This window comes from Sphingopyxis sp. BE235, assembly GCF_031457175.1.
In the GTDB taxonomy this organism is placed as follows: domain Bacteria; phylum Pseudomonadota; class Alphaproteobacteria; order Sphingomonadales; family Sphingomonadaceae; genus Sphingopyxis.
The window spans coordinates 110,850-130,633 of record NZ_JAVDWC010000005.1 but is presented as its reverse complement, the minus strand read 5'-3'; the positions used below and the strand labels follow the sequence as shown (position 1 = coordinate 130,633).

Genomic DNA, 19,784 nt, shown 5'->3' with positions numbered 1-19,784 from the left:
AGGCCGGAACGGGTTCGCTCCGTCTGCGTTACGGGGCGGACATAACAGATGACCGAAAGCCCGGTTCACAGGAGAATGAAATGACGAAGCAAATGTTCGCCGTTATGGCAACCGGACTGGCGCTGATGGCGGCAACGCCCGCGCTTGCTCAGCAGGGAGGTTCGACGGTGACAGCAGCAACGACCCAGGGCCCGATCCTGTCCTTTGCGGTCAGCGAGGAAGTGCGTTCGCGTCCCGACCAGGCGACCGTGGGCGCCGGCGTGACGACGACCGCGCCTACCGCGGTCGAATCGATGCGCGCGAATGCCGCGGCGATGGACAAGCTGATCGCCGCCGTAAAGGCGCGCGGGATCAAGGCCGAGGATATCCAGACGAGCGGCATCAACCTGTCGCCGCAGTATGACTATAATAATCGCGGTGATGGCCAGCCGCCGCGCTTCCTCGGTTATCAGGTGTCGAACAGCGTGCGCGTGACGACGTCGAAGATCGAAGACATCGGGCCGCTGCTCGACGCACTGGTCGCCGCGGGCGGCACGAACATCGACGGCCCGTCGTTCGGCATGAAGGATCCCGACGCGCAATTGGTCGGCGCGCGCGGTACCGCGATCAAGGCGGCCGAAGCGAAGGCGCAGGATTATGCGCGCCTCGCGGGCTTCCGCGACGTCGAGCTGGTGTCGATCAGCGAAGGCGGCAGCTTTGGCCCGCAGCCGCCGATGCCGATGGTGCGCATGGCGATGGATGCCGGTTCGGCAAAGGCCACGCCGGTCGAGCCGGGTCGCGTCGCCAACACGCTGACGCTGAATTTCCAGTATCGTCTGGTGAAGTAAGCCAAAGATAGGCGTCGCCCCAGCGAGAGCTGGGGCCGCTATCGACCTTGCGCTATGTCGCGAGCGATCCCAGCTTTCGCTGGGATGACGTCAAATCGCCAACTCGCCCTCGGCCCATGGCCAGGGCCGTTCGCGAAACCATTTGGTGATGATATATTTGCGGCCCTTGCGGACCTTCATCCCGTGATGAAGCGTGTCGGGGTTCGCGGTGCCGTCGAGATGGACATTGTTCCACGCGAGCAGCTTGCCGGCCTCGGGCTGATGCATCTTGCCGGTCGCGAGAAAACGCGTCGCGCCGCCCGCGCCGGGTTCGTTGAGATAGATCATCAGCGTCCAGCTGCGCTGCCCCGGTATCGCGCAATAGGTTTCCCAGTCGGCGCCGTGCGGATCGAAATAGTCGGTGTGCGCCTTGAATTCCTGTCCGACGTCGTAGCGCTGGCCCTGCATCGGCTCGCCATATTCGCGCGGGATGCCGGTGAGCTCGTGAAGGCGGTTGTTGACCGCGATCACGACCGGATCGCGATGATCGAGGTCGCAGGTCGTGCTGGTGCGAAAGGCGTCGTCGCCGTTCGGGTCGGCGATCGTCGACGGCCGCACGTCGCGGTCGATCTGCGTCATCAGCGCGGCGCAGGTTTCGGCGTCGAGGAAGCCCGACAGCATGAACTGTTGCAGCTTTGGCGTTGGCGCGCGGCGGATGCCGGGGACGGCGGCAAGCCGCTCGGCAGTGCGGTCGGCGCCCGAGGTCGCCATGTCGACATGTTCATTCGCAGCCATGGCGCGCTTTTTAGCAGGGAAGCGCGTGCGAACAATGCTTGACGAGCGGGGGGATGCGCGCCTATTCGCCGCGCGCTGTCGAGGGTGCTTCGTGCGCCGCTCTTCGCTTATGTGGCGACCATAGCTCAGTTGGTTAGAGCGCCGGTTTGTGGTACCGGAGGTCGCGGGTTCGAGCCCCGTTGGTCGCCCCATTTTCTCTATCTTCGCGCACATGCGGGATTTGGGGTGACTCTCAGTCCCTATCGGATTATTGCGTCCTAACGTAATTTTCTAATGCGAGGATGAGTCTATGTCCGCTGTCTGGGATTTCGCCGATTTCGACGATCATGAACATGTCCACATGTTCCGCGATCGCGCCAGCGGGCTGACGGCGGTTATCGCCGTTCACTCGACGCACCTCGGCCCCGGCGCGGGCGGCGTGCGTTACTGGCATTATCCGCAGCGCGCGGCAGCGATCACCGATGCGCTGCGCCTGTCGCGCGGCATGAGCTACAAGAATGCGATGGCGGGGCTGCCGATGGGCGGCGGTAAGGGCGTGATCCTGGCCGATGACGGCGCAGCGAAGACCCCCGAACTGCTCGCGGCGTTCGGCCGCGCGGTCGAATCGCTCGGCGGTGCCTATGTCACTGCGGAAGACGTCGGCATCACCGACGCCGACATGGTCCAGATTTCGAAGCACACCAAGCATGTCAGCGGCCTGCCGGTGGCGAGCGGCGAGGCGGGCGGCGATCCCGGCCCGCTGACCGCGCTCGGCGTGTACCTCGGCATCAAGGCGGCGATTCGCGAAGGGTTGAAGACCGACAGCGCCAAGGATGTGCGCATCGCGATCCAGGGCGTCGGCAGCGTCGGTGGCGGCGTCGCGCGGCGGCTGGCAGCCGAGGGCGCGAAGCTGACCCTCGCCGACGTCAATCTGGCGCGCGCGAAGGAACTCGCCGACGAACTCGGCGCCGAACTCGCCGATTCGGCTGCGATCATGGAGGTCGAGGCCGATGTGCTGAGCCCGAACGCGCTTGGCGCGATCCTGACCGAGGCGAGCATCGAGAAACTGCGCGTGCCGATCGTCGCGGGCGGCGCGAACAACCAGCTTGCGACCGCGGCCGACGGCCAGCGCATCCACGACCGCGGCATCGTCTACGCCCCCGATTATGTGATCAACGCAGGCGGCATCATCAACGTCGCGCTCGAATATCTGGGGCAGGGCAGCCGCGAGGAAGTCGAGAGCCGCATCCACCTGATCCCCGGCCGGCTCGCCGAAATCTGGGCCGAGAGCAAGGCCAGCGGTACGCCGGCGGCGTCGGTGGCCGACCGGATGGCGCAGAAGCTGATCGGGCGGGTGTAAGGACGTCGCCCCCGCGAAGGCGGGGGCCGCCAGAGACATAGCGTGAGGCCGCCGGCGGCCCCCGCCTTCGCGGGGGCGACGGTTGTGGGATGGCCTCGGCGAGAAAACCCGCTAAGCCATCCCCCGATGAAACGGCATTTCTATCTGGTCGCGGGCTGGGCGTCGTTGGGGCTTGGTGCGATTGGCGCGTTCGTGCCGTTGTTGCCAACGGTGCCGTTCGTCATCCTTGCCGCCTTTTGCTTTGCGCGCTCGTCGCCGCGGCTCGAGAATTGGCTGCTGACGCACCCGCACTTTGGGCACCATATTGCCGCGTGGCGCGCGAAGGGCGCGATCAGCCGCAAAGGCAAGATCGCCGCGACGGCCGCCTTTGCCTTCAGTATTGTCCTTGCTGCGATCTTTTCGCCCTGGCCGTGGGTGATGGTGCCGGTGATCGCCGCCGCCGTCACCGGAAGCTGGATATGGACGCGGCCGGAGGGTTGAGTTTCCGGCGATTTGGAGATGGAGGGCGGACACACCAATATTCGTCATCCCCGCGAAAGCGGGGACCCAGAGCGTGCGTGGGCTGACCCCGCACTGGGTTCCCGCTTTCGCGGGAATGACGAAGTGGGACGGCTACCGGTCGGCGCACGCACCGGGCAAATTGCTGGACCGCTTTCTCCGGCTCGCCTAAGGACGACGCGATCCGATGCACGCCTACGCTAATCCCACGCGCTTTCTTGCGATTGCCAAGCCGCTGACGCCGTGGTTGCTCGGCGCCGGGCTGTTGCTTGTGCTTGGCGGTGCCTGGGCCGGACTCGCGATGGTGCCGGGCGACTACAAGCAGGGCGAAACCGCGCGCATCCTTTACGTCCATGTCCCGTCGGCCTGGCTCGGCATGGGCGGCTGGACGTCGCTGGCGATCGCCGGGCTGATCCAGCTTGTGTGGCGGCATCCGCTGTCGGGCATCGCCGCGCGCGCGATCGCGGTGCCGGGAATGCTGTTCACCGCGCTGTGCCTTGCGACCGGTTCGATCTGGGGGCGCCCAACCTGGGGCACCTGGTGGGAATGGGACGGGCGGATGACCTCGATGCTCGTCCTCCTCTTTCTCTATGCGGGCTTTATCGCGCTGACGAGCGGCGATGACGGTCAGCGGCAGGGCGGTTCGCTGTCGCGCGGCGCGGCGATCTATGCGCTGGTCGGCGCGATCAATATTCCGATCATCAACCGCAGCGTCGTGTGGTGGAACAGCCTGCATCAGGGGCCGAGCATCACGCTGGGCGGGTCGAGCATCGACGGCGCGCTGCTGTGGCCGCTGGGCTTGACCGTGCTCGGCTTTTCGTTGCTATTCGGCGCGATCGTCCTGATGCGGATGCGGCGGATCATCGCCGACAACCGTGTCGCGGCGCGGCTCAGGCGGCTCGCGGACGACGAGGGGATTTGACGCGTGACGGGGGTGATCAGCGGGGGCGGGCAATGGGCGTTTGTCGCCGCGGCCTATGGGCTGACGGTCGTGCTGACCGGCGCGGTACTTTGGGCGAGCTGGCGCGCGATGAAAAAGGCCGAGAAGCGCAGCGACGCGCTGCGAAAGGATCGTAAGTGAAGGCCAAGCATCAACGGCTGATTCTTGCACTGGTCGCGCTGTGCGGCGTCGGCGGTGCCGGTGTGCTCGCGGCGAGCGCGCTGCGCGACGAGGCGGCCTATTTCCGCACGCCGGTCGAAATCGAGGGCGGCAAGGCGGCGGTGGGTGAGCCGATGCGGCTGGGCGGCATGGTCGCCAAGGGCAGCATCAAACGGCAGGCCGACGGCCTCACGATCCGTTTCGTCGCGACCGACGGCAAGGCATCGGTGCCGGTCGAATATAAGGGCATCGTGCCCGACCTGTTCGGCGAAGAGAGCGGCATGGTCGCCGACGGCCGGATGCGCGCCGACGGGACGTTTGTCGCCGACCGCATCCTCGCCAAGCATGACGAGCGTTATATGCCGCCGCAGATGGGCGATATGCCGAAGAATATGAAGGCGCCGGCAACGACATGATCGCCCCTAAATTCACGTCATCCCAGCGAAAGCTGGGATCTCTGGCGTCCGAGCAGAACGATAGCGGTCCCAGCTTTCGCTGGGACGACGAGCTTTTCCAATGATCGCCGAACTCGGTCTCGCGCTGCTGTGGATCGCGGCCGCGCTCGCGTGCCTGTCGCTCGTCGCCGGGACCTTGTTCCTGCGCGGCGGTTCGAAGGATCTGGCGGCGCTCGTGCGCCCGGCGAGCGTTGCGCAGGGCGTGCTCACCGCGGCCGCCTTCGGTTTGCTGATCGCGCTGTTCGTGCGCTCGGACATGTCGGTCGAGCTGGTCGCGCGCAACAGCAACAGTTTGAAACCGATGATCTTCAAGGTCGCGGGGACGTGGGGCAATCACGAAGGCTCGATGCTGCTGTGGCTGATGATCCTGTCGCTGTCGGGGGGGCTGATCGCGATCTTCGAAAAGCGGCTGCGCGAGGACACGCTGGTCGCGACTTTGGCGGCGCAAGCGGCGCTGAGCCTCGGTTTTTTCGCCTTCCTCCTCTTTTCGTCGAACCCGTTCAAGCGGCTTCCGGTGGCGCCGCCCGACGGGCAGGGGCTCAACCCGCTGCTCCAGGACATCGGGCTCGCCTTCCATCCGCCGACGCTTTACGTCGGCTATGTCGGGCTGTCGGTCGCGTTCAGCTTTGCCGTCGGCGCGCTGATCACGCGCGAGATCGGCCCGGCGTTCGCGCGTGCGATGCGGCCGTGGGTGCTCGGGAGCTGGATTTTCCTGACGCTCGGCATCACCGCGGGCAGTTACTGGGCCTATTATGAGCTTGGCTGGGGCGGCTGGTGGTTCTGGGATCCGGTTGAGAATGTTTCGCTGATCCCGTGGCTTGCGGGCGCGGCGTTGCTTCATTCGGTCGCGGTGACCGCCACCCGCAATGCCCTGCGCGCGTGGACGGTGATGCTCGCGGTGATCGGCTTTTCGATGTCGATGGTCGGCACTTTCATCGTCCGCTCGGGACTGCTCACGAGCGTCCACAGCTTTGCCGTCGATCCCGAGCGCGGCACGTTCCTGCTCGCGCTGATGGCAATCTATATCGGCGGGGCTTTGACCCTGTTCGCGCTGCGGGCGGGGAGTGTGGCGGAGGGCAAGAAATTCGCGTTGCTCAGCCGCGAAGGCTCGCTCGTCATCAACAATCTGCTGCTCACGACGATCCTCGCGCTCGTCCTGCTCGGCACGCTTTATCCGATCGTCGCCGAGGCGATGGGCGAGAAGATTTCGGTCGGCCCGCCCTATTATAACAAGGTAGCGGGGCCGCTCGCGCTGATCCTCTGCCTCATGATGGTCGCGGGTCCGCTGCTGAGCTGGCGCAAGGACGACGGGAAACGGCTGTGGTCACGCCTGCCGCTGGCGATTTTTGCGGGAGCGGTCGTTCTGTTCGGCCTTGTCCTGTTCGGTGGCAAGGTCGGAATTTTGCCGCTGCTCGGCATGACCGTCGCGGGCGTCGTCGCGGTCGCGAGCCTTGCGCCGCTGTGGGGACGCAACCTGCGGCGCACGCCGCTGCCGACGTGGGGCATGGTCGTCGCGCATTTCGGCGTCGCGGTGTGCCTTGCCGGCATGGGCGCCGAAAGCGCCTTCATCAAGGAACGGCTGGTCGCGGCGGCGCCCGGCGACGTGGTGAAGGTTGGCGATTTCGCGGTGAAGTTCGTCGGCGTCAAACCGATCGCCGGGCCGAATTATACCGCGATCGAGGGCACGCTGGTCGCGACGACATCGTCGGGCGGCAGCTTCACGATGCGGCCCGAGGCGCGCACCTTCCCCGGCCTGATGGGCACGGCACCGACCGAGACCAACGAGGCGGCACTACTGACGCGGCCGGGCGGGCAGCTTTATGCCGTGCTCGGTCAGCCGGTGACGAGCGACGACGGCAGCGCCGACCGCTACCAGATCCGCCTGTGGTGGAAGCCGCTGGTGTGGTGGATCTGGCTCGGCGGCGCGCTGATCGCGGTTGGAGCGGCGCTGTCGCTGCTCGGCCGCGCGCAATTGCTGAACATCTGGCGCGCGCGGCGCAGCCGCAAATCACAGGAGCGTTTCGCGCCATGAAGAACCGCTGGGTCCTTTTCGTACCGCTGGCGATCATGGGGCTGTTGTTTGGCGCCTTCATCTATCGGCTGGTGACGCCGGCCGAGACGCTGATCCAGTCGCAATGGATCGACAAGCCGATGCCGCTTTTCGACCTGCCGCCCGCGACCGCCGGGGTCGAGGGGCTGAAGAGCAGCCAGCTCGCCGACGGGCGCCCGCGACTGGTCAATGTCTTCGCGAGCTGGTGCATCCCGTGCCGTGCCGAGGCGCCGCAGCTCGAGGCGTTGAAGGCTGCGGGCGTGCCGATCGATGGCATCGCGATCCGCGACCGGCCCGAGGATGTCGCGATGTTCCTTCGCGAATATGGCAATCCGTTCGACCGCATCGGGGCCGACATGCAGAGCAGCGTCCAGATCGCGCTGGGGTCGTCGGGTGTGCCCGAAACCTTCCTGATCGACGGCAAGGGGATTATTCGCGAGCAGATTCAGGGCGTTATTCTTGCGGATCAGGTGCCCGGGATTGTCGCCAAGCTTGAGGCGATGAAGTGAGGGGTGCTCTCGAACATTTCCGTGCCCCTGCGAAGGCAGGGGCCCATCTCCAAACCGTAGAACTTTGCGCCGCCGGACGTTTCAGGACGCGATGGCCGGTGATGGGCCCCTGCCTTCGCAGGGGCACGGCGGTTCTTTTGATGGCGTTGCTTGTTTTCTCCAGCATGGCGTCGAGTCCGCTCGCGGCCCAGGACCGGCTGCCGCCCGCGCCCTATGCCTATCAGCAGCTCAAGGATCCGGCGCAGGAAGCGCGCGCGAAGGCGCTCATGGAAGAGCTGCGCTGCCTGGTCTGTCAGGGGCAGTCGATCGCCGATTCCGATGCGCCGCTCGCGGGCGATATGCGTCACGAAGTGCGCAGCAAGATCGCGGCGGGCGAAAGCCCCGACGAAATCAAGACATGGCTTGTTGCGCGCTATGGCAATTGGGTCAGCTATGATCCGCCGTTCGACGGCGCCACGGCGCTGCTCTGGCTCGGGCCGCTGCTATTCCTCGCGCTCGGCGGATGGCTGGCCTTTGGCCGTTTCCGCCGCGGCGCGAACGACGACGAGGAGGAGGCGGCATGATCTGGTTGTGGGTCGTACTCGTCGCCTTGCTGACGATCGGCGGCATCTTCTGGCTCGGCAAGCTGCCCGCCGCGGCGCGGCCGCTGGCGGGGGCGGCGGTGATGCTGGGCCTCGCGGGCTATGCGTTGCAGGGGCATCCGTCGCTGCCCGGCAAGCCCGTCGCGGCGCCCGAGGAGCCCGAGGGGTTTGGCGAGGCGATCACCGACCAGCGGCAGGGGATGTCCGAACGCTTTGGTCCCGCGGCGCAGTGGCTCGGCATGTCCGACGGTTTCGCGCGCACCGGCAAGACCGAACTCGCGGCGAAGACGCTCGAAAAGGGGCTGGAGACCTATCCCGACAATGTCGACCTGTGGGTCGGGCTCGGCAACGCATTGGCGGCGCACGGCGGCGGCGTGATGTCGCCCGCGGCGGCGCTGGCGTTCGACGAGGCGGCAAAGCGCGATCCGTCGCATCCGGCGCCGCCCTTTTTCGCGGGGCTGGCGCTGGCGCAGGGCGGCGACCTGAAAGGCGCCGAGACGGTGTGGAGCCAACTGCTCGCGCGCAGTCCCGCCGATGCGCCATGGCGGCCCGATCTGGAGATGCGGCTGGCGCAATTGCGTCAGGCGCTTGGGCCGCCGCTGCCCGCCGAAATCCCGGCCGGCGTGCCGGCGCCGGACGTCCCAAATTGAAACCTATTACAAAGGCGCAGCCTCGTCTAAAGGCCCGCAATGACTGCTGAGTCGCAACAGGCGGCGGGCGGCGCTGCAGGCGCCGTGACTGCTGGCGCCGAAACGGCCCATTACGGGCATGGGCATCACAGCGATGGCAAGCTGAAGCTTGCCGTCGGCGCGATCGGTGTCGTGTTCGGCGACATCGGTACGAGCCCGCTCTACGCGTTCCGCGAAACCTTTGCCGGCCATCATCCGATCGAGGCCGACCGGCTGCACATCTATGGCGTGCTGAGCCTCGTCTTCTGGTCGATGATGCTCGTCGTCACCTTCAAATATGTGCTGACGATCATGCGTGCCGACAACAAGGGCGAAGGGGGCAGCCTGGCGCTGCTCGCGCTGATCAGCCGTTCGTCGGGCGAGAAGCGCTGGACATGGCCGATCATCCTGCTCGGCGTGTTCGCGACCGCGCTCTTCTATGGCGACAGCATGATCACCCCCGCTATGTCGGTGCTCTCGGCGACCGAGGGCCTCAGCTACGTCAACAAGGGGTTCGAGCCCTATATCGTGCCGATCGCGCTGACGATCCTGATCGGGCTGTTCGCGATCCAGTCGCGCGGGACGGCGAAGGTCGGGATGCTGTTCGGGCCGATCATGCTCGCTTATTTCACGATGCTCGCGATCCTCGGGATGATCCATATCGTCGATCATCCGGGGATCATCGTCGAAACGCTGAACCCGGTGAACGCGCTGCGCTTCTTCTATGTCGACGGGTTTACGGCGTTCATCGCGCTCGGCGCGGTCGTGCTCGCGGTGACGGGGGCCGAGGCGCTGTATGCCGACATGGGGCATTTCGGGCGCGGGCCGATCGGGCTCAGCTGGCTGACGTTTGTGCTGCCGGCGCTGATGCTGAACTATATGGGGCAGGGCGCGATGGTGCTCGAGGCGGACATGGGGCCGCGAAGCGACCTGATCGCCGATCCCTTCTTCCAGATGATGCCCGATGCATGGCAGGTGCCCGTCGTCATCCTGGCGATCCTCGCGACGATCATCGCCAGCCAGGCGGTGATTTCGGGCGCCTTCTCGCTGACTCAGCAGGCGATCCAGTTGGGCTTCATGCCGCGCCTGCGCGTCGAGCACACGAGCGCTTCAGCGCAGGGGCAGATCTATATCCCGATCGTCAATTGGGGGCTGATGGTGATGGTGATCATCCTCGTCCTCTTCTTCGGATCGTCGAGCAACCTTGCCGCGGCCTATGGCATTGCGGTGACGGGGGCGATGTTCATCGATACCTGCCTGCTCAGCGTCGTCCTCTTCACATTGTGGAAATGGCCGGCGTGGAAGGCGCTGCCGGTGCTCGCGGTCTTCTTCATCGTCGACATCGCCTATTTCGGCGCAAACCTGATCAAGGTGCCGGACGGCGGCTGGGTGCCGCTCGCGATCGGGCTCATCATCTTCACTTTGCTCACCACCTGGTCGCGCGGACGCAAGCTGATGCAGCAGGAGATGGCCGAAGGCGCGATGCCGATCCCGGTGTTCGTGAAGTCGGCGGCGAACAGCGCGACGCGCGTGCCGGGCACCGCGGTGTTCATGACATCGAGCAGCGACGGCGTGCCGCACGCGCTGCTCCACAACCTCAAGCACAACAAGGTGCTCCATGCGCGGATCATCCTGCTGACGATCAAGATCGCCGACGTGCCGTTCGTGCAGGAGGAGAAATTCTGCATGCTTGAGGATCTGGGACAGGGGTTCCACCGGCTGGTGCTCAACTATGGCTTCATGCAGCCGATCGACGTGCCCGAGGCGCTGACCCGCGTCACGAGCTGCGGCGGCGAGTTCAAAATGATCGAGACGAGCTTTTTCCTGTCGCGGCAGACGCTGATCGCGGCGAGCAAGCCCGGCATGCCGATCTGGCGCGAAAAGCTGTTCGCGTGGATGCTGCGCAATTCGGAAAGCGCGATGGAATATTTCCGCCTGCCAACCAATCGCGTCGTCGAACTGGGAAGCCAGGTCGCGATCTAGGTTAACTTTCCGACATCGGGCAATAAGCGTTTGTACATCGGGGCAAGTCTTGCGATGCAAGGGCGACCCAAAAAAGGCCGCGCAACACTATGGATGTCGGCAACCCTGACGCTCTGATCCTGCCGGTCCCGCCGGAACCATTTGCCCTGATCGTCGGCGCGGCGATGCAGGGCGGTTCGAGCGAGGCCGTCGAAACCGCGCTACGCCGCATGGGGCTGCGGCCCGAGCGGGTCGAGGGCGGCGGCGCCGATGTCGCCGCGCGCGTTGCGGCGCCCCGTTTCCGCCTGACCTTCGGGGCGGTGTCGGTTCTGGCCGGCCCCGCGGCCGGTGCTGCGCTGGATCTTGCCGATCCCGACCACCCATCGACCAGCCTGCTTGCCGCGAGCCTGCCCCGACGATGGCGCGAGAGCGGGGCGTGCTGGGTCTTTATCCCCGAGCGCGACCCCAAGCGCGATGGGGTGCCGGGGGCATCGACCGTGCAGCCGACACGGATGCGCGAATTCTTCAAGATGATGGTGCTGCTGATCGACCTGTTCGATGCCAGCCATATTTTCTGGTCGCCGGCGCGGCTGTGGTCGGATGCGCCGCAATTTCGTGCTTCGATCGCCGAAATGCTGGCCAGCGGAATGCCGCCGGTGCTGCACCTCGTGGCGTTCCGGCGCCGCGAAAATGGCGCCGATGCCAGCATGGGAACACGGGGGCTGGTGCTGTTCGCGGGGCAGGAACTGGAAGCGCGAATACCCGTCGGCTGGACCGTCGCCGAAATGGTCCGGCGGCTGTCGCGGCTTGCGCTCGACATGATGCTCAACGGCCCCGTCCAGCATGCGCGGACAATGCGCGGGCTGGAGGCGGGAGAGTGGATTGAACTGCTGCCGCCTTTGCGCAGCACGGACCACAGGTCGACCGTCATCGTCGAGTTCGGCCGCGATAGTTGATGCCGCCGCGGGGATGGCAGGGCGCACCGCCGCCGCAAAGTGGGTTCCAGCGCCATCACCTGATCCCCATCGCTCTGACCCAGCGCCCGCAAATGGCAGCGATGTTTGAGCAACTGCATGCCGAAGGCTTCGCGCTCCAGCATTTTGGGCGCAACGGGTTGATGCTCCCCGCGTGCGAGCCCGCGGCTTTGCAGTCCGGCCATGCGCTGCACCGCGGACCACACCATGGTTATAGCGATGTCATCGCGGCGCGGGTCGAGCGGATCAGGGCGCATTTCGCAATTCACGCGCCGAGCGATCCGCGAATGGCACGGCGCACCGCCGTCATGCGCCTGCGTCTGTTGCAGGACACGACGCGCCGCGCACTGACCGATCGGCACGGCGCGGGTTTCTGGCTCAACCGGCGCGACCCGATGCGGCTGTTCGTCGACCGCCCCTATCTCGACGAGGCGATCGACAGGCTGTTCGGTGCGTAGGGTGATATCGGCTTTCGACCGATTGCGGACGACGCTAAACCGTCGCCCCCGCGAAGGCGGGGGCCGCTGGAGAGGTAGCGCAAGGCCGACGGCGGCCCCCGCCTTCGCGGGGGCGACGGTAAAAGGAACGACAGCTCACCACCCCAAAGCAGACATAGCTGAACGGCCTGGCAAGCGGCGTCGGTACTTGGCTTAAAGCCTGACCTTCGCCTCAAGTTCGCGGCGCGCGGCGAGATATTGGGCTTCGAGCTCGGCGACATATTCGGCGACCGGGCGTACCGCGGTGACCGGGCCGATGCCCTGGCCCGATCCCCAGATGTCCTTCCACGCCTTGACCTTGGTGTTGCCGCCCGAGCCGAAGTTCATCGTCTTGAGGTCGCCTTCGGGCAGGTTTTCGGGGTCCATGCCCGCGGCGACGATCGACTGGCGGAGGTAATTGCCGTGAACGCCGGTGAAGAGGTTCGAATAGACGATGTCGCCCGCGCGCCCCTCGACGATGCCGTTCTTGTAGGTGTCTTCGGCATTGGCTTCGGTCGTGGCGATGAAGGCGCTGCCGATATAGGCGAGGTCGGCGCCGCATGCTTGCGCGGCGAGGATCGAGCGGCCGTGGCCGATGGCGCCCGACAAGGCTACGGGTCCGTCGAACCATTCGCGGATTTCCTGTACCAGCGCGAAGGGCGATTGCCGGCCGGCATGGCCGCCCGCGCCCGCGGCGACGGGGATGAGGCCGTCGGCGCCCTTTTCGATCGCCTTGCGTGCGAAACGGTCGTCGATGATGTCGTGGAGCGTGATGCCGCCCCAGCCATGGACCGCCTGATTGAGCTCTTCGCGCGCGCCGAGCGAGGTGATCGTGATCGGCACCTTCCATTTCTCGCACGTCGCAATGTCGTCGAGCAGTCGGTCGTTCGATTTATGGACGATCTGGTTGACGGCGTAAGGCGCCGACAAGCGGTCGGGATTGGCGCGGTCCCACGCCGCAAGTTCCTCGGTGATCTGGTGCAGCCATTCATCGAGCAGCGATTGCGGGCGGGCATTGAGCGCCGGGAAGCTGCCGACGACGCCCGCCTTGCACTGCGCGATGACAAGCTCGGGTCCCGATACGATAAACAACGGCGAGCCGATCACGGGCAGGCGCAGGCGGTCGAAAATCGGGGGAAGGGCCATGAATCACTCTCCGGTTGCGGTCTGCAACTAACCTTAACGTAAACGGAAAGCTGTGCAAGCGGGTATCGGGCGAAGTGGGCGTGGCGGATGATCGCCACGTTGACGGACGCGGGGCGCTGATTTTCTGCCCTCGAAAAGCTACAAAATAAAAAAATTACGCTTTTGCGACACGGTCTTATCGGTTCGTCGCACCGTCCGTACGACGACCTGCGCAACTTTCGACTTCGCCGCGAGTAATCTTGTCCCAGAACGGACCACGCGAATACGCGGGCCCATCTGCGCGGGCGGCTGTTTAGAAGGAGAAGTATATGGGCGCCGTTTCCAAGAGTCCGAAAATTCTATTGGCGCTGGCCCTTTTGGCCGGCACCGCAACGGGGAGCCTCGCTGCCCAAGAGCAGGCCCCGAACGATGGCGAAGTCATGGCGACCGTTGTCGGCACGCTGCCTTCGCCCGACCAGATGACCAAGGGTCCGAAGGTCGAGGGCATCATCGCCGCGCGCACCGATGGCCGGATCAAGGTCGCGACCGCCGACGGCAACAGCACGACCGTGGCGATCGCCGACTACACCAAGATCAAGAGCAGCGGCGGCTTCCTGGGCCTCGATCGCGACAAGCTTGGCGCGGCTCAGCTGCTCAACGGCCTGCCCGTCACCATCGACACGCTGCAGTGGGATGGCGGACTGGTGGCAAGCCAGGTCCAACTCAAGAACAAGGACCTCCGCACCGCATCGATGATCCACACCGGCACCGATCAGCGCTTTGCCGAACAAACAGCGGCAACCGAGGCGCTGCGCAGCCGCGTGGGCGATATCGACCAGTATAATGTCAAAGGCACGACGAACGTGAACTTCGACACCGGCAAGGCGGTGCTGACCGAGCAGGCGAAAGCCGATCTCTGCAGCGCGGCATCGCAGGCCGACGGGATGGACAACGCCCTGCTGCTGGTCGTTGGCTACACCGATTCGACGGGCAGCCAGGAACTCAACCAGGTGCTCAGCGAAAAGCGCGCAAGCCGCGTCGTCAATCATCTTCAGCAGGCGTGCGGCTGGAAGCCTTATCGCATGCTGACCCCCACCGGGATGGCCGAAGCCGACCCGGCGGCGGACAACACCACCCCCGAAGGCAAGGCCCAGAATCGCCGCGTTGCGGTGAATATTCTGGTCAGCAAGGGTCTGGACGGTATGTAAGATGCGCGGGGTGGGCGGCGCCCACCCCGGCATTTCCGGCCGGGAGCGGCCGTGACGCAACGAAGGGCGGCCGCGAGGCCGCCCTTCGTCGTTTGCGGGTGGGTCAGGCCGCGAGCGGGCGGCGGCTGGCTTTGACAGCAAGGTAGCCGAACAGGATCGCGGTGAGGAGGAGTGCGCCCTGCGCTGCGGCGAACGGGGGTTCGGTGCCGTTCGGGGCCAGCGCATTGAGCGCGGGGACCTTCAGGAACGACTGCACGACCAGCACGAAGAGGTTGAGGTAGAGCGCGGCGGTGGCGCTGACCGCGTAGACCGTCGCTGCGCGGCCGGCGAGCTTGCGGCCATACCAGGCCCAGAAGGCGACCGCGAGCACCAGCGTCGAGACGATCCCCGTGCCGAGCGCCGGGGTGAAAGCGACGATCGGGAACAGAAAGCCGGTCAGGCTGGTAAGCAATGTCGTCCAGAGGAAGACGCCGTTCGTCCGGGGCAGGATGCGGCCGCGAGCGTAGGCGGGAAGCGCGATGAGACCCGCGCCGATGCCGACGAAGCTGATCGCGACATGGAGGGCGGTGAACTGCGGGATGGTCAAACCGAGGATCATGACACGTCTCCTTTACGGGTGAGGAGGCGCGGCCCGTCCCAAAAATTCTTGGGACCCGCGCCTCTCCCTTATCAGCTGTTGATGAAATCGAGAAGGTCGGCGTTGAACCGGTCCTGATGGGTGACGGTGAGGCCGTGGTCGGCGCCTTCATAGACCTTGAGCACGGCGTGCTTGACGATCTTGACCGTCGAGAGCGCCGCGGCGCCGATCGGCACGATCTGGTCGTCGTCGCCGTGGAGGACGAGCGTCGGCTTGTCGAACTTCTTGAGGTCTTCGTTGAAGTCGCTTTCCGAAAAGGCGCGGATGCTGTCGAGCAGGCCCTTGAGGCCGCCGTTCATGCCCTGCCGCACGAAGTCGTCGCGCACCGCTTCGGAGACGACCGCGCCGTCGCGGTTATAGCCGTAAAAGGGCAGGCTCAGGTCCTTGAAGAATTGCGGGCGGTTGTCGAACGTGCCCTTGCGGATGCCGTCGAAGACGTCGATCGGCAGGCCGCCCGGATTGGCTTCGGTCTTGAGCATCAGCGGGGGGACCGCGCCGATCAGCGCGACTTTGGCAACGCGGGCGGTGCCGTGGCGGCCGATATAGCGGGTGACTTCGCCTCCGCCGGTTGAATGGCCGACGAGGATGACGTCCTTGAGATCCAACTGTTCGATCAGTTCGGCGAGGTCGTCGGCGTACTGGTCCATGTTGTTGTTGTCCCAGACCTGATCCGAGCGGCCATGGCTGCGGCGGTCGTGGGCGATGGTGCGGAAGCCCTGATTGGCGAAGAAGACCATCTGGGCGTCCCAGGCGTCGGCGCTGAGCGGCCAGCCGTGCGAGAAGACGATCGGCTGGGCATCCTTCGGACCCCAGTCCTTGAAGAAGATGTTGGTGCCGTCCTTGGTGGTGATGGTGGTCATGATATGGTTCCTTTCGATGAGCTTGCCGTTTTTGGGCGGGGGTGTCCGTCCCGGTGAAACAACAGATACGGCGATGCGCGCTTGATCGGGATTGGCGGACGCGACATTATCCGGGCCGATTCCGACAAAGGAGCCGATATGCCCAAACTGAAGGTGCCCGACGCCGCGACCGTGCCGCTCGTCGAGGTCGGGATGATGACCTATCCCGACTGCCAGATGGGCATGGTCCACGGGATTACCGACTTGTTCGACGTCGCGGGGCGCTTTGCGGTGGATCACGGCCGCAGCCCGATCCGCGTCAGCCATTGGCAGCTGCAGGAGGCCGGAGGCTTCGCGCGCTGGTACGACAGCCACCCGGCTGAGCCCGCGGGCAATTCGCCCGCGGTGCTGATCGCGCCGGGGAGCCTCCACAAATTGCTCGAGCCGGGCGAAGTCGAGCCCTATGCGCGCTGGCTGCTCGACCGGCATGCGCAGGGCACGGTGCTCGCGTCGAATTGCGGCGGGGCGTTTGCGCTGGCGGCGACGGGATTGCTCGCGGGGCGGCCGGCGACGACGCACTGGTTTTTCGCCGAGGAGTTTCGCAGCCGCTTTCCCGACGTGCGGATGGAGGCCGACCGGATGGTGATCGACGATGGCGACATCGTCACCGCGGGCGGGCTGATGGCGTGGACCGACCTGGGGCTGCGCATCGTCGAACGCTTGCTGGGTCCGACGGTGATGATGGAGACCGCGCGCTTCCTGCTGATCGATCCATCGGGGCGCGAGCAGAAACATTATGCGAGCTTCGCGCCGAAGCTGACGCATGGCGATGAGGCTATATTGAAGGTGCAGCATTGGCTGCAGGCGCGCGGAGCCGGGCCGGTGGCGGTCGCGGAGATGGCGGGCGAGGCGGGGATGGAGGAGCGCACCTTTCAGCGCCGCTTCAAGGCGGCCACCGGAATGACTCCGGTCGAATATGTCCAGCATCTGCGCGTCGGCAAAGCGCGCGAATTGCTGGAGTTCACGAAGCGGACGGTCGACCAGATTGCGTGGAGCGTCGGCTATGAGGATGCGGCGGCGTTCCGCAAATTGTTCCACCGCCTGATCGGCCTGTCGCCGCACGAATATCGGCAGCGTTTTTCGACCCCGCAGTCGCTGGCGGAGGTCGCCTGAAATTTTTTTCGCGCTCGTGTCGATTTGGCGGCGGCTCGTTCGTCGTGTTGGCAGGAGCCGCTGTTGGCCCGATCAAAGAGGAGATGGACGATGCGTGTAATGGTCTTTGTCAAAGCGACCGAGGATAGCGAGAAGGGCCTGCCGCCGACCGAGGACATGACCGAAATGTTCGAGGCGATGGGCAAGTATAACGAGGAGCTGGTGAACGCCGGCGTGATGGTCGACGGCGACGGGTTGAAACCCTCGTCGGCCGGCAAGCGCATCGCGTTCGACGGGGCGAGCCGCACGGTGATCGACGGCCCCTTTGCCGAGACGCGCGAACTCGTCGCGGGCTATTGGGTCTGGGAGGTCAAGGACATGGACGAGGCGGTCGCCTGGGCGAAGCGCTGCCCGAACCCGATGCCCGGGCCGAGCGAACTCGAAATCCGTCCTTTCTATGAAATGGAGGATTTCGGCGATGCGATGACGCCCGAGATTGCCGAGCGCGAACAGCGTCTCCGCGAAAAGCTGGGCGGCGATTAAGTCGTGCAGGCCGCCATGCTTGCCTCCCCGGCCGCGTTGGCCGAGAAGGCGGGCATGGCAGTCGACGAAACTCACCGGGCGATCGAGGCGGTGTTCCGGATCGAGCGGGCGCGGTTAATTGCCGCGCTCGCCCGGATGACGCGCGACGTCGACCGGGCCGAGGAACTGGCGCAGGAGGCGCTGCTGATCGCGCTGACCGAATGGCCGAAGTCGGGGGTGCCCGATAATCCGGGCGCCTGGCTGACCGCGGCGGCGAAACGGCGGGTGATCGACGGCGCCCGGCACCATGCGATGCGGGAGCGAAAACATGCCGAAATCGCCCGCGAACTCGATGAGGAGCGCGATATGAGCGCGGAGGCCGTCGAGGCGGCGCTCGACGATCCGCTCGGCGACGAGCTGCTCGGGCTGATCTTTGCCGCCTGTCATCCGGTGATTTCGCCCGAGGCGCGCGCTGCGCTGACGCTGCGGCTGGTCGGAGGGTTGACGGTCGAGGAGATCGCCCGGGCTTTCCTGTCGAACGAGGCAACGATTGCAGCACGGATCACGCGGGCGAAGAAGGCGATCGCCAAGGCGGGGGCCCAGTTTGAGGTTCCGCGCGGCGCCGAGCTTCAGGCGCGCCTGGGGTCGGTGCTCGAGGTCGTCTATCTGATCTTCAACGAAGGCTATGCCGCGACCGCAGGGCCTTCGCTCGTCCGACCGCCGCTGTGCAGCGAGGCGCAGCGGCTGGGGCGCATCCTCGCCGGATTGATGCCCGAGCAGCCCGAGGTGCTGGGCTTGCTCGCGCTGATGGAAATTCAGGCGTCGCGGCTGACGGCGCGGGCGGGACCCGATGGGCGGTTCGTGCCGCTGACCGAACAGAACCGGGCACGGTGGGACCAGCTGCTCATCCGCCGCGGATTGAATGCGCTCGATCGGGCCGAGGAACTGGGCGGAACGGGCGGGCCCTATGTATTACAGGCGGCGCTTGCGGCGTGCCATGCCCGGGCGCGTTCGGCGGAGGCAACCGACTGGCAGCGCATTGCCGGCCTCTACGACCGGCTGGGGCAGGTGATGCCGTCGCCGGTGGTCGAGCTCAATCGGGCGGTCGCGCATAGCATGGCGTTCGGCCCGGAGGCCGGATTGCGGCTGGTCGACGCGATCGCCGATGCGGCGGCGCTGCGCAATTATGCGCCGCTGCCTGCCGCGCGCGGCGATTTCCTGTTCCGCGCCGGGCGGCCGGATGAAGCGAGGGTTCAATTCGAGGCGGCGGCGGCACTGTCGAGCAACGAGCGCGAACGCGATTTCCTGCTGGCCCGCGCCGCGGCATGCACCGAATGACGTCGGTCCGTATCGAGACGATCGGAACCGAGGCGCAGCCGCTCGTCATCCTCGACGATTTCGCGCCCGATCCCGATGCCTTGCGAAATTTTGCGCAGGCGGCCGATTTCGCCCCGGCACTCAACCATTTTCCGGGGGTGCGTGCGGCGTTGCCCGCCGACTATCTCGCGACGCAGCTCCCGGTCATTTCGGCCGCGGCCGCTGAAGCGTTCGGGCGGACCGGGCCGATCACCGTGGTCGATGCGAGCTTTTCGATCGTCTCTACCCCTGCCGGCAACCTGACCATCCCGCAGCGCCTGCCGCATATCGACGCCTTCACCGAGGATCGCATCGCGCTCGTCCATTATCTGTCGCCTGCTGGCGGCGATGGCACCGCCTTCTTCCGCCACCGCTCGACGGGCTTCGAGACGGTGGACGAAACGCGGCGCGACCTGTTCTTTCGGCATCTCGACATCGAAATGCGCCACGGCGGGGTGCCGCCGCCCGAATATGTTCAGGGCGATACGCCGCTGTTCGAATGCCTCCGCACCGAACCGGCGCGCTATAATCGCGCGCTGCTCTATCGCAGCTGGAACCTCCACAGCGGGGCGATTTCGTCGGACAACTTGCTGGCGGCGGACCCGGTGGCGGGGCGTTTGACGGTCACGTGTTTCCTCTCGATCGGCTAAGTCCGCATCCGCCGCGATTTTGGCACGGCTGCGCGACGGTATCGCGCTGCTGTTCCGGAACAGGACAACGGTCCGTCGCACTT

At 65.8% G+C, this 19,784-nt stretch carries 21 protein-coding genes, 1 tRNA gene and 1 pseudogene; 19 read left to right on the top strand and 4 right to left on the bottom strand.

The window, feature by feature from the left end:
• Positions 1–80: 80 nt before the first annotated feature.
• A complete protein-coding gene (locus tag J2X38_RS19120) occupies positions 81–827 on the top strand; it encodes an SIMPL domain-containing protein (RefSeq protein WP_310256340.1) in 747 nt (248 codons plus the stop codon).
• Between the two features lie 90 nt (positions 828–917).
• Here the strand turns inward: J2X38_RS19120 and J2X38_RS19115 are convergent, their stop codons facing one another.
• The gene (locus J2X38_RS19115) at positions 918–1,601 is read right to left on the bottom strand and encodes a 2OG-Fe(II) oxygenase (protein ID WP_310256338.1); all 684 of its coding nucleotides are present in this window, start codon (positions 1,599–1,601) and stop codon (positions 918–920) included.
• A 114-nt stretch (positions 1,602–1,715) separates the two neighbouring features.
• Here J2X38_RS19115 and J2X38_RS19110 point away from each other — a divergent pair.
• The 13 genes from J2X38_RS19110 (at position 1,716) to J2X38_RS19050 (ending at position 12,194) form a co-directional block, all read left to right on the top strand.
• Positions 1,716–1,792 (top strand) — tRNA-His (locus J2X38_RS19110).
• Positions 1,793–1,890: 98 nt separating this feature from the next.
• The gene (locus J2X38_RS19105) at positions 1,891–2,940 is read left to right on the top strand and encodes a Glu/Leu/Phe/Val dehydrogenase dimerization domain-containing protein (protein ID WP_310256336.1); all 1,050 of its coding nucleotides are present in this window, start codon (positions 1,891–1,893) and stop codon (positions 2,938–2,940) included.
• 126 nt (positions 2,941–3,066) lie between these two features.
• Complete coding sequence (locus J2X38_RS19100; protein WP_058536128.1) at positions 3,067–3,420, top strand: YbaN family protein; 354 nt, start codon at positions 3,067–3,069, stop codon at positions 3,418–3,420.
• Positions 3,421–3,625: 205 nt separating this feature from the next.
• Positions 3,626–4,360: a heme ABC transporter permease CcmC gene (gene ccmC / locus J2X38_RS19095; protein WP_058536129.1), complete on the top strand. Its 735-nt coding sequence runs from the start codon at positions 3,626–3,628 to the stop codon at positions 4,358–4,360.
• 3 nt (positions 4,361–4,363) lie between these two features.
• Positions 4,364–4,519 carry a heme exporter protein CcmD gene (locus J2X38_RS19090; protein ID WP_156419576.1) on the top strand — a complete coding sequence of 52 codons (156 nt, stop codon included), beginning with the start codon at positions 4,364–4,366 and terminating at the stop codon, positions 4,517–4,519.
• Positions 4,516–4,953 carry a cytochrome c maturation protein CcmE gene (gene ccmE, locus J2X38_RS19085; protein ID WP_310256332.1) on the top strand — a complete coding sequence of 146 codons (438 nt, stop codon included), beginning with the start codon at positions 4,516–4,518 and terminating at the stop codon, positions 4,951–4,953. The genes J2X38_RS19090 and ccmE overlap by 4 nt, the downstream gene beginning before the upstream one ends.
• 100 nt (positions 4,954–5,053) lie before the next feature.
• Positions 5,054–7,024 carry a heme lyase CcmF/NrfE family subunit gene (locus tag J2X38_RS19080; RefSeq protein WP_310256330.1) on the top strand — a complete coding sequence of 657 codons (1,971 nt, stop codon included), beginning with the start codon at positions 5,054–5,056 and terminating at the stop codon, positions 7,022–7,024.
• On the top strand, positions 7,021–7,551 hold the full coding sequence (locus J2X38_RS19075; protein WP_310256328.1) for a DsbE family thiol:disulfide interchange protein: 531 nt from the start codon (positions 7,021–7,023) through the stop codon (positions 7,549–7,551). Before J2X38_RS19080 ends, J2X38_RS19075 begins: the two co-directional genes overlap by 4 nt.
• Before the next feature lie 140 nt (positions 7,552–7,691).
• Positions 7,692–8,114 carry a cytochrome c-type biogenesis protein gene (locus tag J2X38_RS19070; RefSeq protein ID WP_310256326.1) on the top strand — a complete coding sequence of 141 codons (423 nt, stop codon included), beginning with the start codon at positions 7,692–7,694 and terminating at the stop codon, positions 8,112–8,114.
• The gene (locus tag J2X38_RS19065; protein ID WP_310256324.1) at positions 8,111–8,782 is read left to right on the top strand and encodes a tetratricopeptide repeat protein; all 672 of its coding nucleotides are present in this window, start codon (positions 8,111–8,113) and stop codon (positions 8,780–8,782) included. The genes J2X38_RS19070 and J2X38_RS19065 overlap by 4 nt, the downstream gene beginning before the upstream one ends.
• Before the next feature lie 39 nt (positions 8,783–8,821).
• Positions 8,822–10,783, top strand: coding sequence for a potassium transporter Kup (locus tag J2X38_RS19060; protein ID WP_310256322.1), 1,962 nt, complete (start codon positions 8,822–8,824; stop codon positions 10,781–10,783).
• 89 nt (positions 10,784–10,872) lie between these two features.
• Positions 10,873–11,718 (top strand): hypothetical protein, encoded by an 846-nt coding sequence (locus tag J2X38_RS19055; protein WP_310256320.1) that lies wholly within the window; start codon positions 10,873–10,875, stop codon positions 11,716–11,718.
• Positions 11,718–12,194: an AHH domain-containing protein gene (locus J2X38_RS19050; protein WP_310256318.1), complete on the top strand. Its 477-nt coding sequence runs from the start codon at positions 11,718–11,720 to the stop codon at positions 12,192–12,194. The genes J2X38_RS19055 and J2X38_RS19050 overlap by 1 nt, the downstream gene beginning before the upstream one ends.
• A gap of 192 nt (positions 12,195–12,386) precedes the next feature.
• Here J2X38_RS19050 and J2X38_RS19045 read toward each other — a convergent pair whose 3' ends face one another.
• On the bottom strand, positions 12,387–13,358 hold the full coding sequence (locus tag J2X38_RS19045) for a nitronate monooxygenase family protein (RefSeq protein ID WP_058536138.1): 972 nt from the start codon (positions 13,356–13,358) through the stop codon (positions 12,387–12,389).
• Between the two features lie 308 nt (positions 13,359–13,666).
• Between J2X38_RS19045 and J2X38_RS19040 the strand changes: the two genes are divergently transcribed.
• Positions 13,667–14,545 (top strand): OmpA family protein, encoded by an 879-nt coding sequence (locus J2X38_RS19040; protein WP_058536139.1) that lies wholly within the window; start codon positions 13,667–13,669, stop codon positions 14,543–14,545.
• Between the two features lie 103 nt (positions 14,546–14,648).
• Here the strand turns inward: J2X38_RS19040 and J2X38_RS19035 are convergent, their stop codons facing one another.
• A complete protein-coding gene (locus J2X38_RS19035; protein ID WP_310256315.1) occupies positions 14,649–15,143 on the bottom strand; it encodes a hypothetical protein in 495 nt (164 codons plus the stop codon).
• 71 nt (positions 15,144–15,214) lie between these two features.
• On the bottom strand, positions 15,215–16,042 hold the full coding sequence (locus tag J2X38_RS19030) for an alpha/beta hydrolase (protein WP_310256313.1): 828 nt from the start codon (positions 16,040–16,042) through the stop codon (positions 15,215–15,217).
• A gap of 138 nt (positions 16,043–16,180) precedes the next feature.
• On the opposite strand from J2X38_RS19030, the gene J2X38_RS19025 reads away from it, so the two are divergent.
• The 4 genes and pseudogenes from J2X38_RS19025 (at position 16,181) to J2X38_RS19010 (ending at position 19,701) form a co-directional block, all read left to right on the top strand.
• Positions 16,181–17,194: a GlxA family transcriptional regulator gene (locus J2X38_RS19025; RefSeq protein WP_310256311.1), complete on the top strand. Its 1,014-nt coding sequence runs from the start codon at positions 16,181–16,183 to the stop codon at positions 17,192–17,194.
• Between the two features lie 90 nt (positions 17,195–17,284).
• Positions 17,285–17,635: pseudogene (locus J2X38_RS19020) on the top strand (YciI family protein); the annotation flags it as partial.
• A 135-nt stretch (positions 17,636–17,770) separates the two neighbouring features.
• Complete coding sequence (locus J2X38_RS19015) at positions 17,771–19,033, top strand: RNA polymerase sigma factor (RefSeq protein WP_310256310.1); 1,263 nt, start codon at positions 17,771–17,773, stop codon at positions 19,031–19,033.
• Positions 19,030–19,701, top strand: a complete 672-nt coding sequence (locus J2X38_RS19010) for a DUF6445 family protein (RefSeq protein WP_310256308.1) — start codon at positions 19,030–19,032, stop codon at positions 19,699–19,701. The genes J2X38_RS19015 and J2X38_RS19010 overlap by 4 nt, the downstream gene beginning before the upstream one ends.
• Positions 19,702–19,784: the final 83 nt, after the last annotated feature.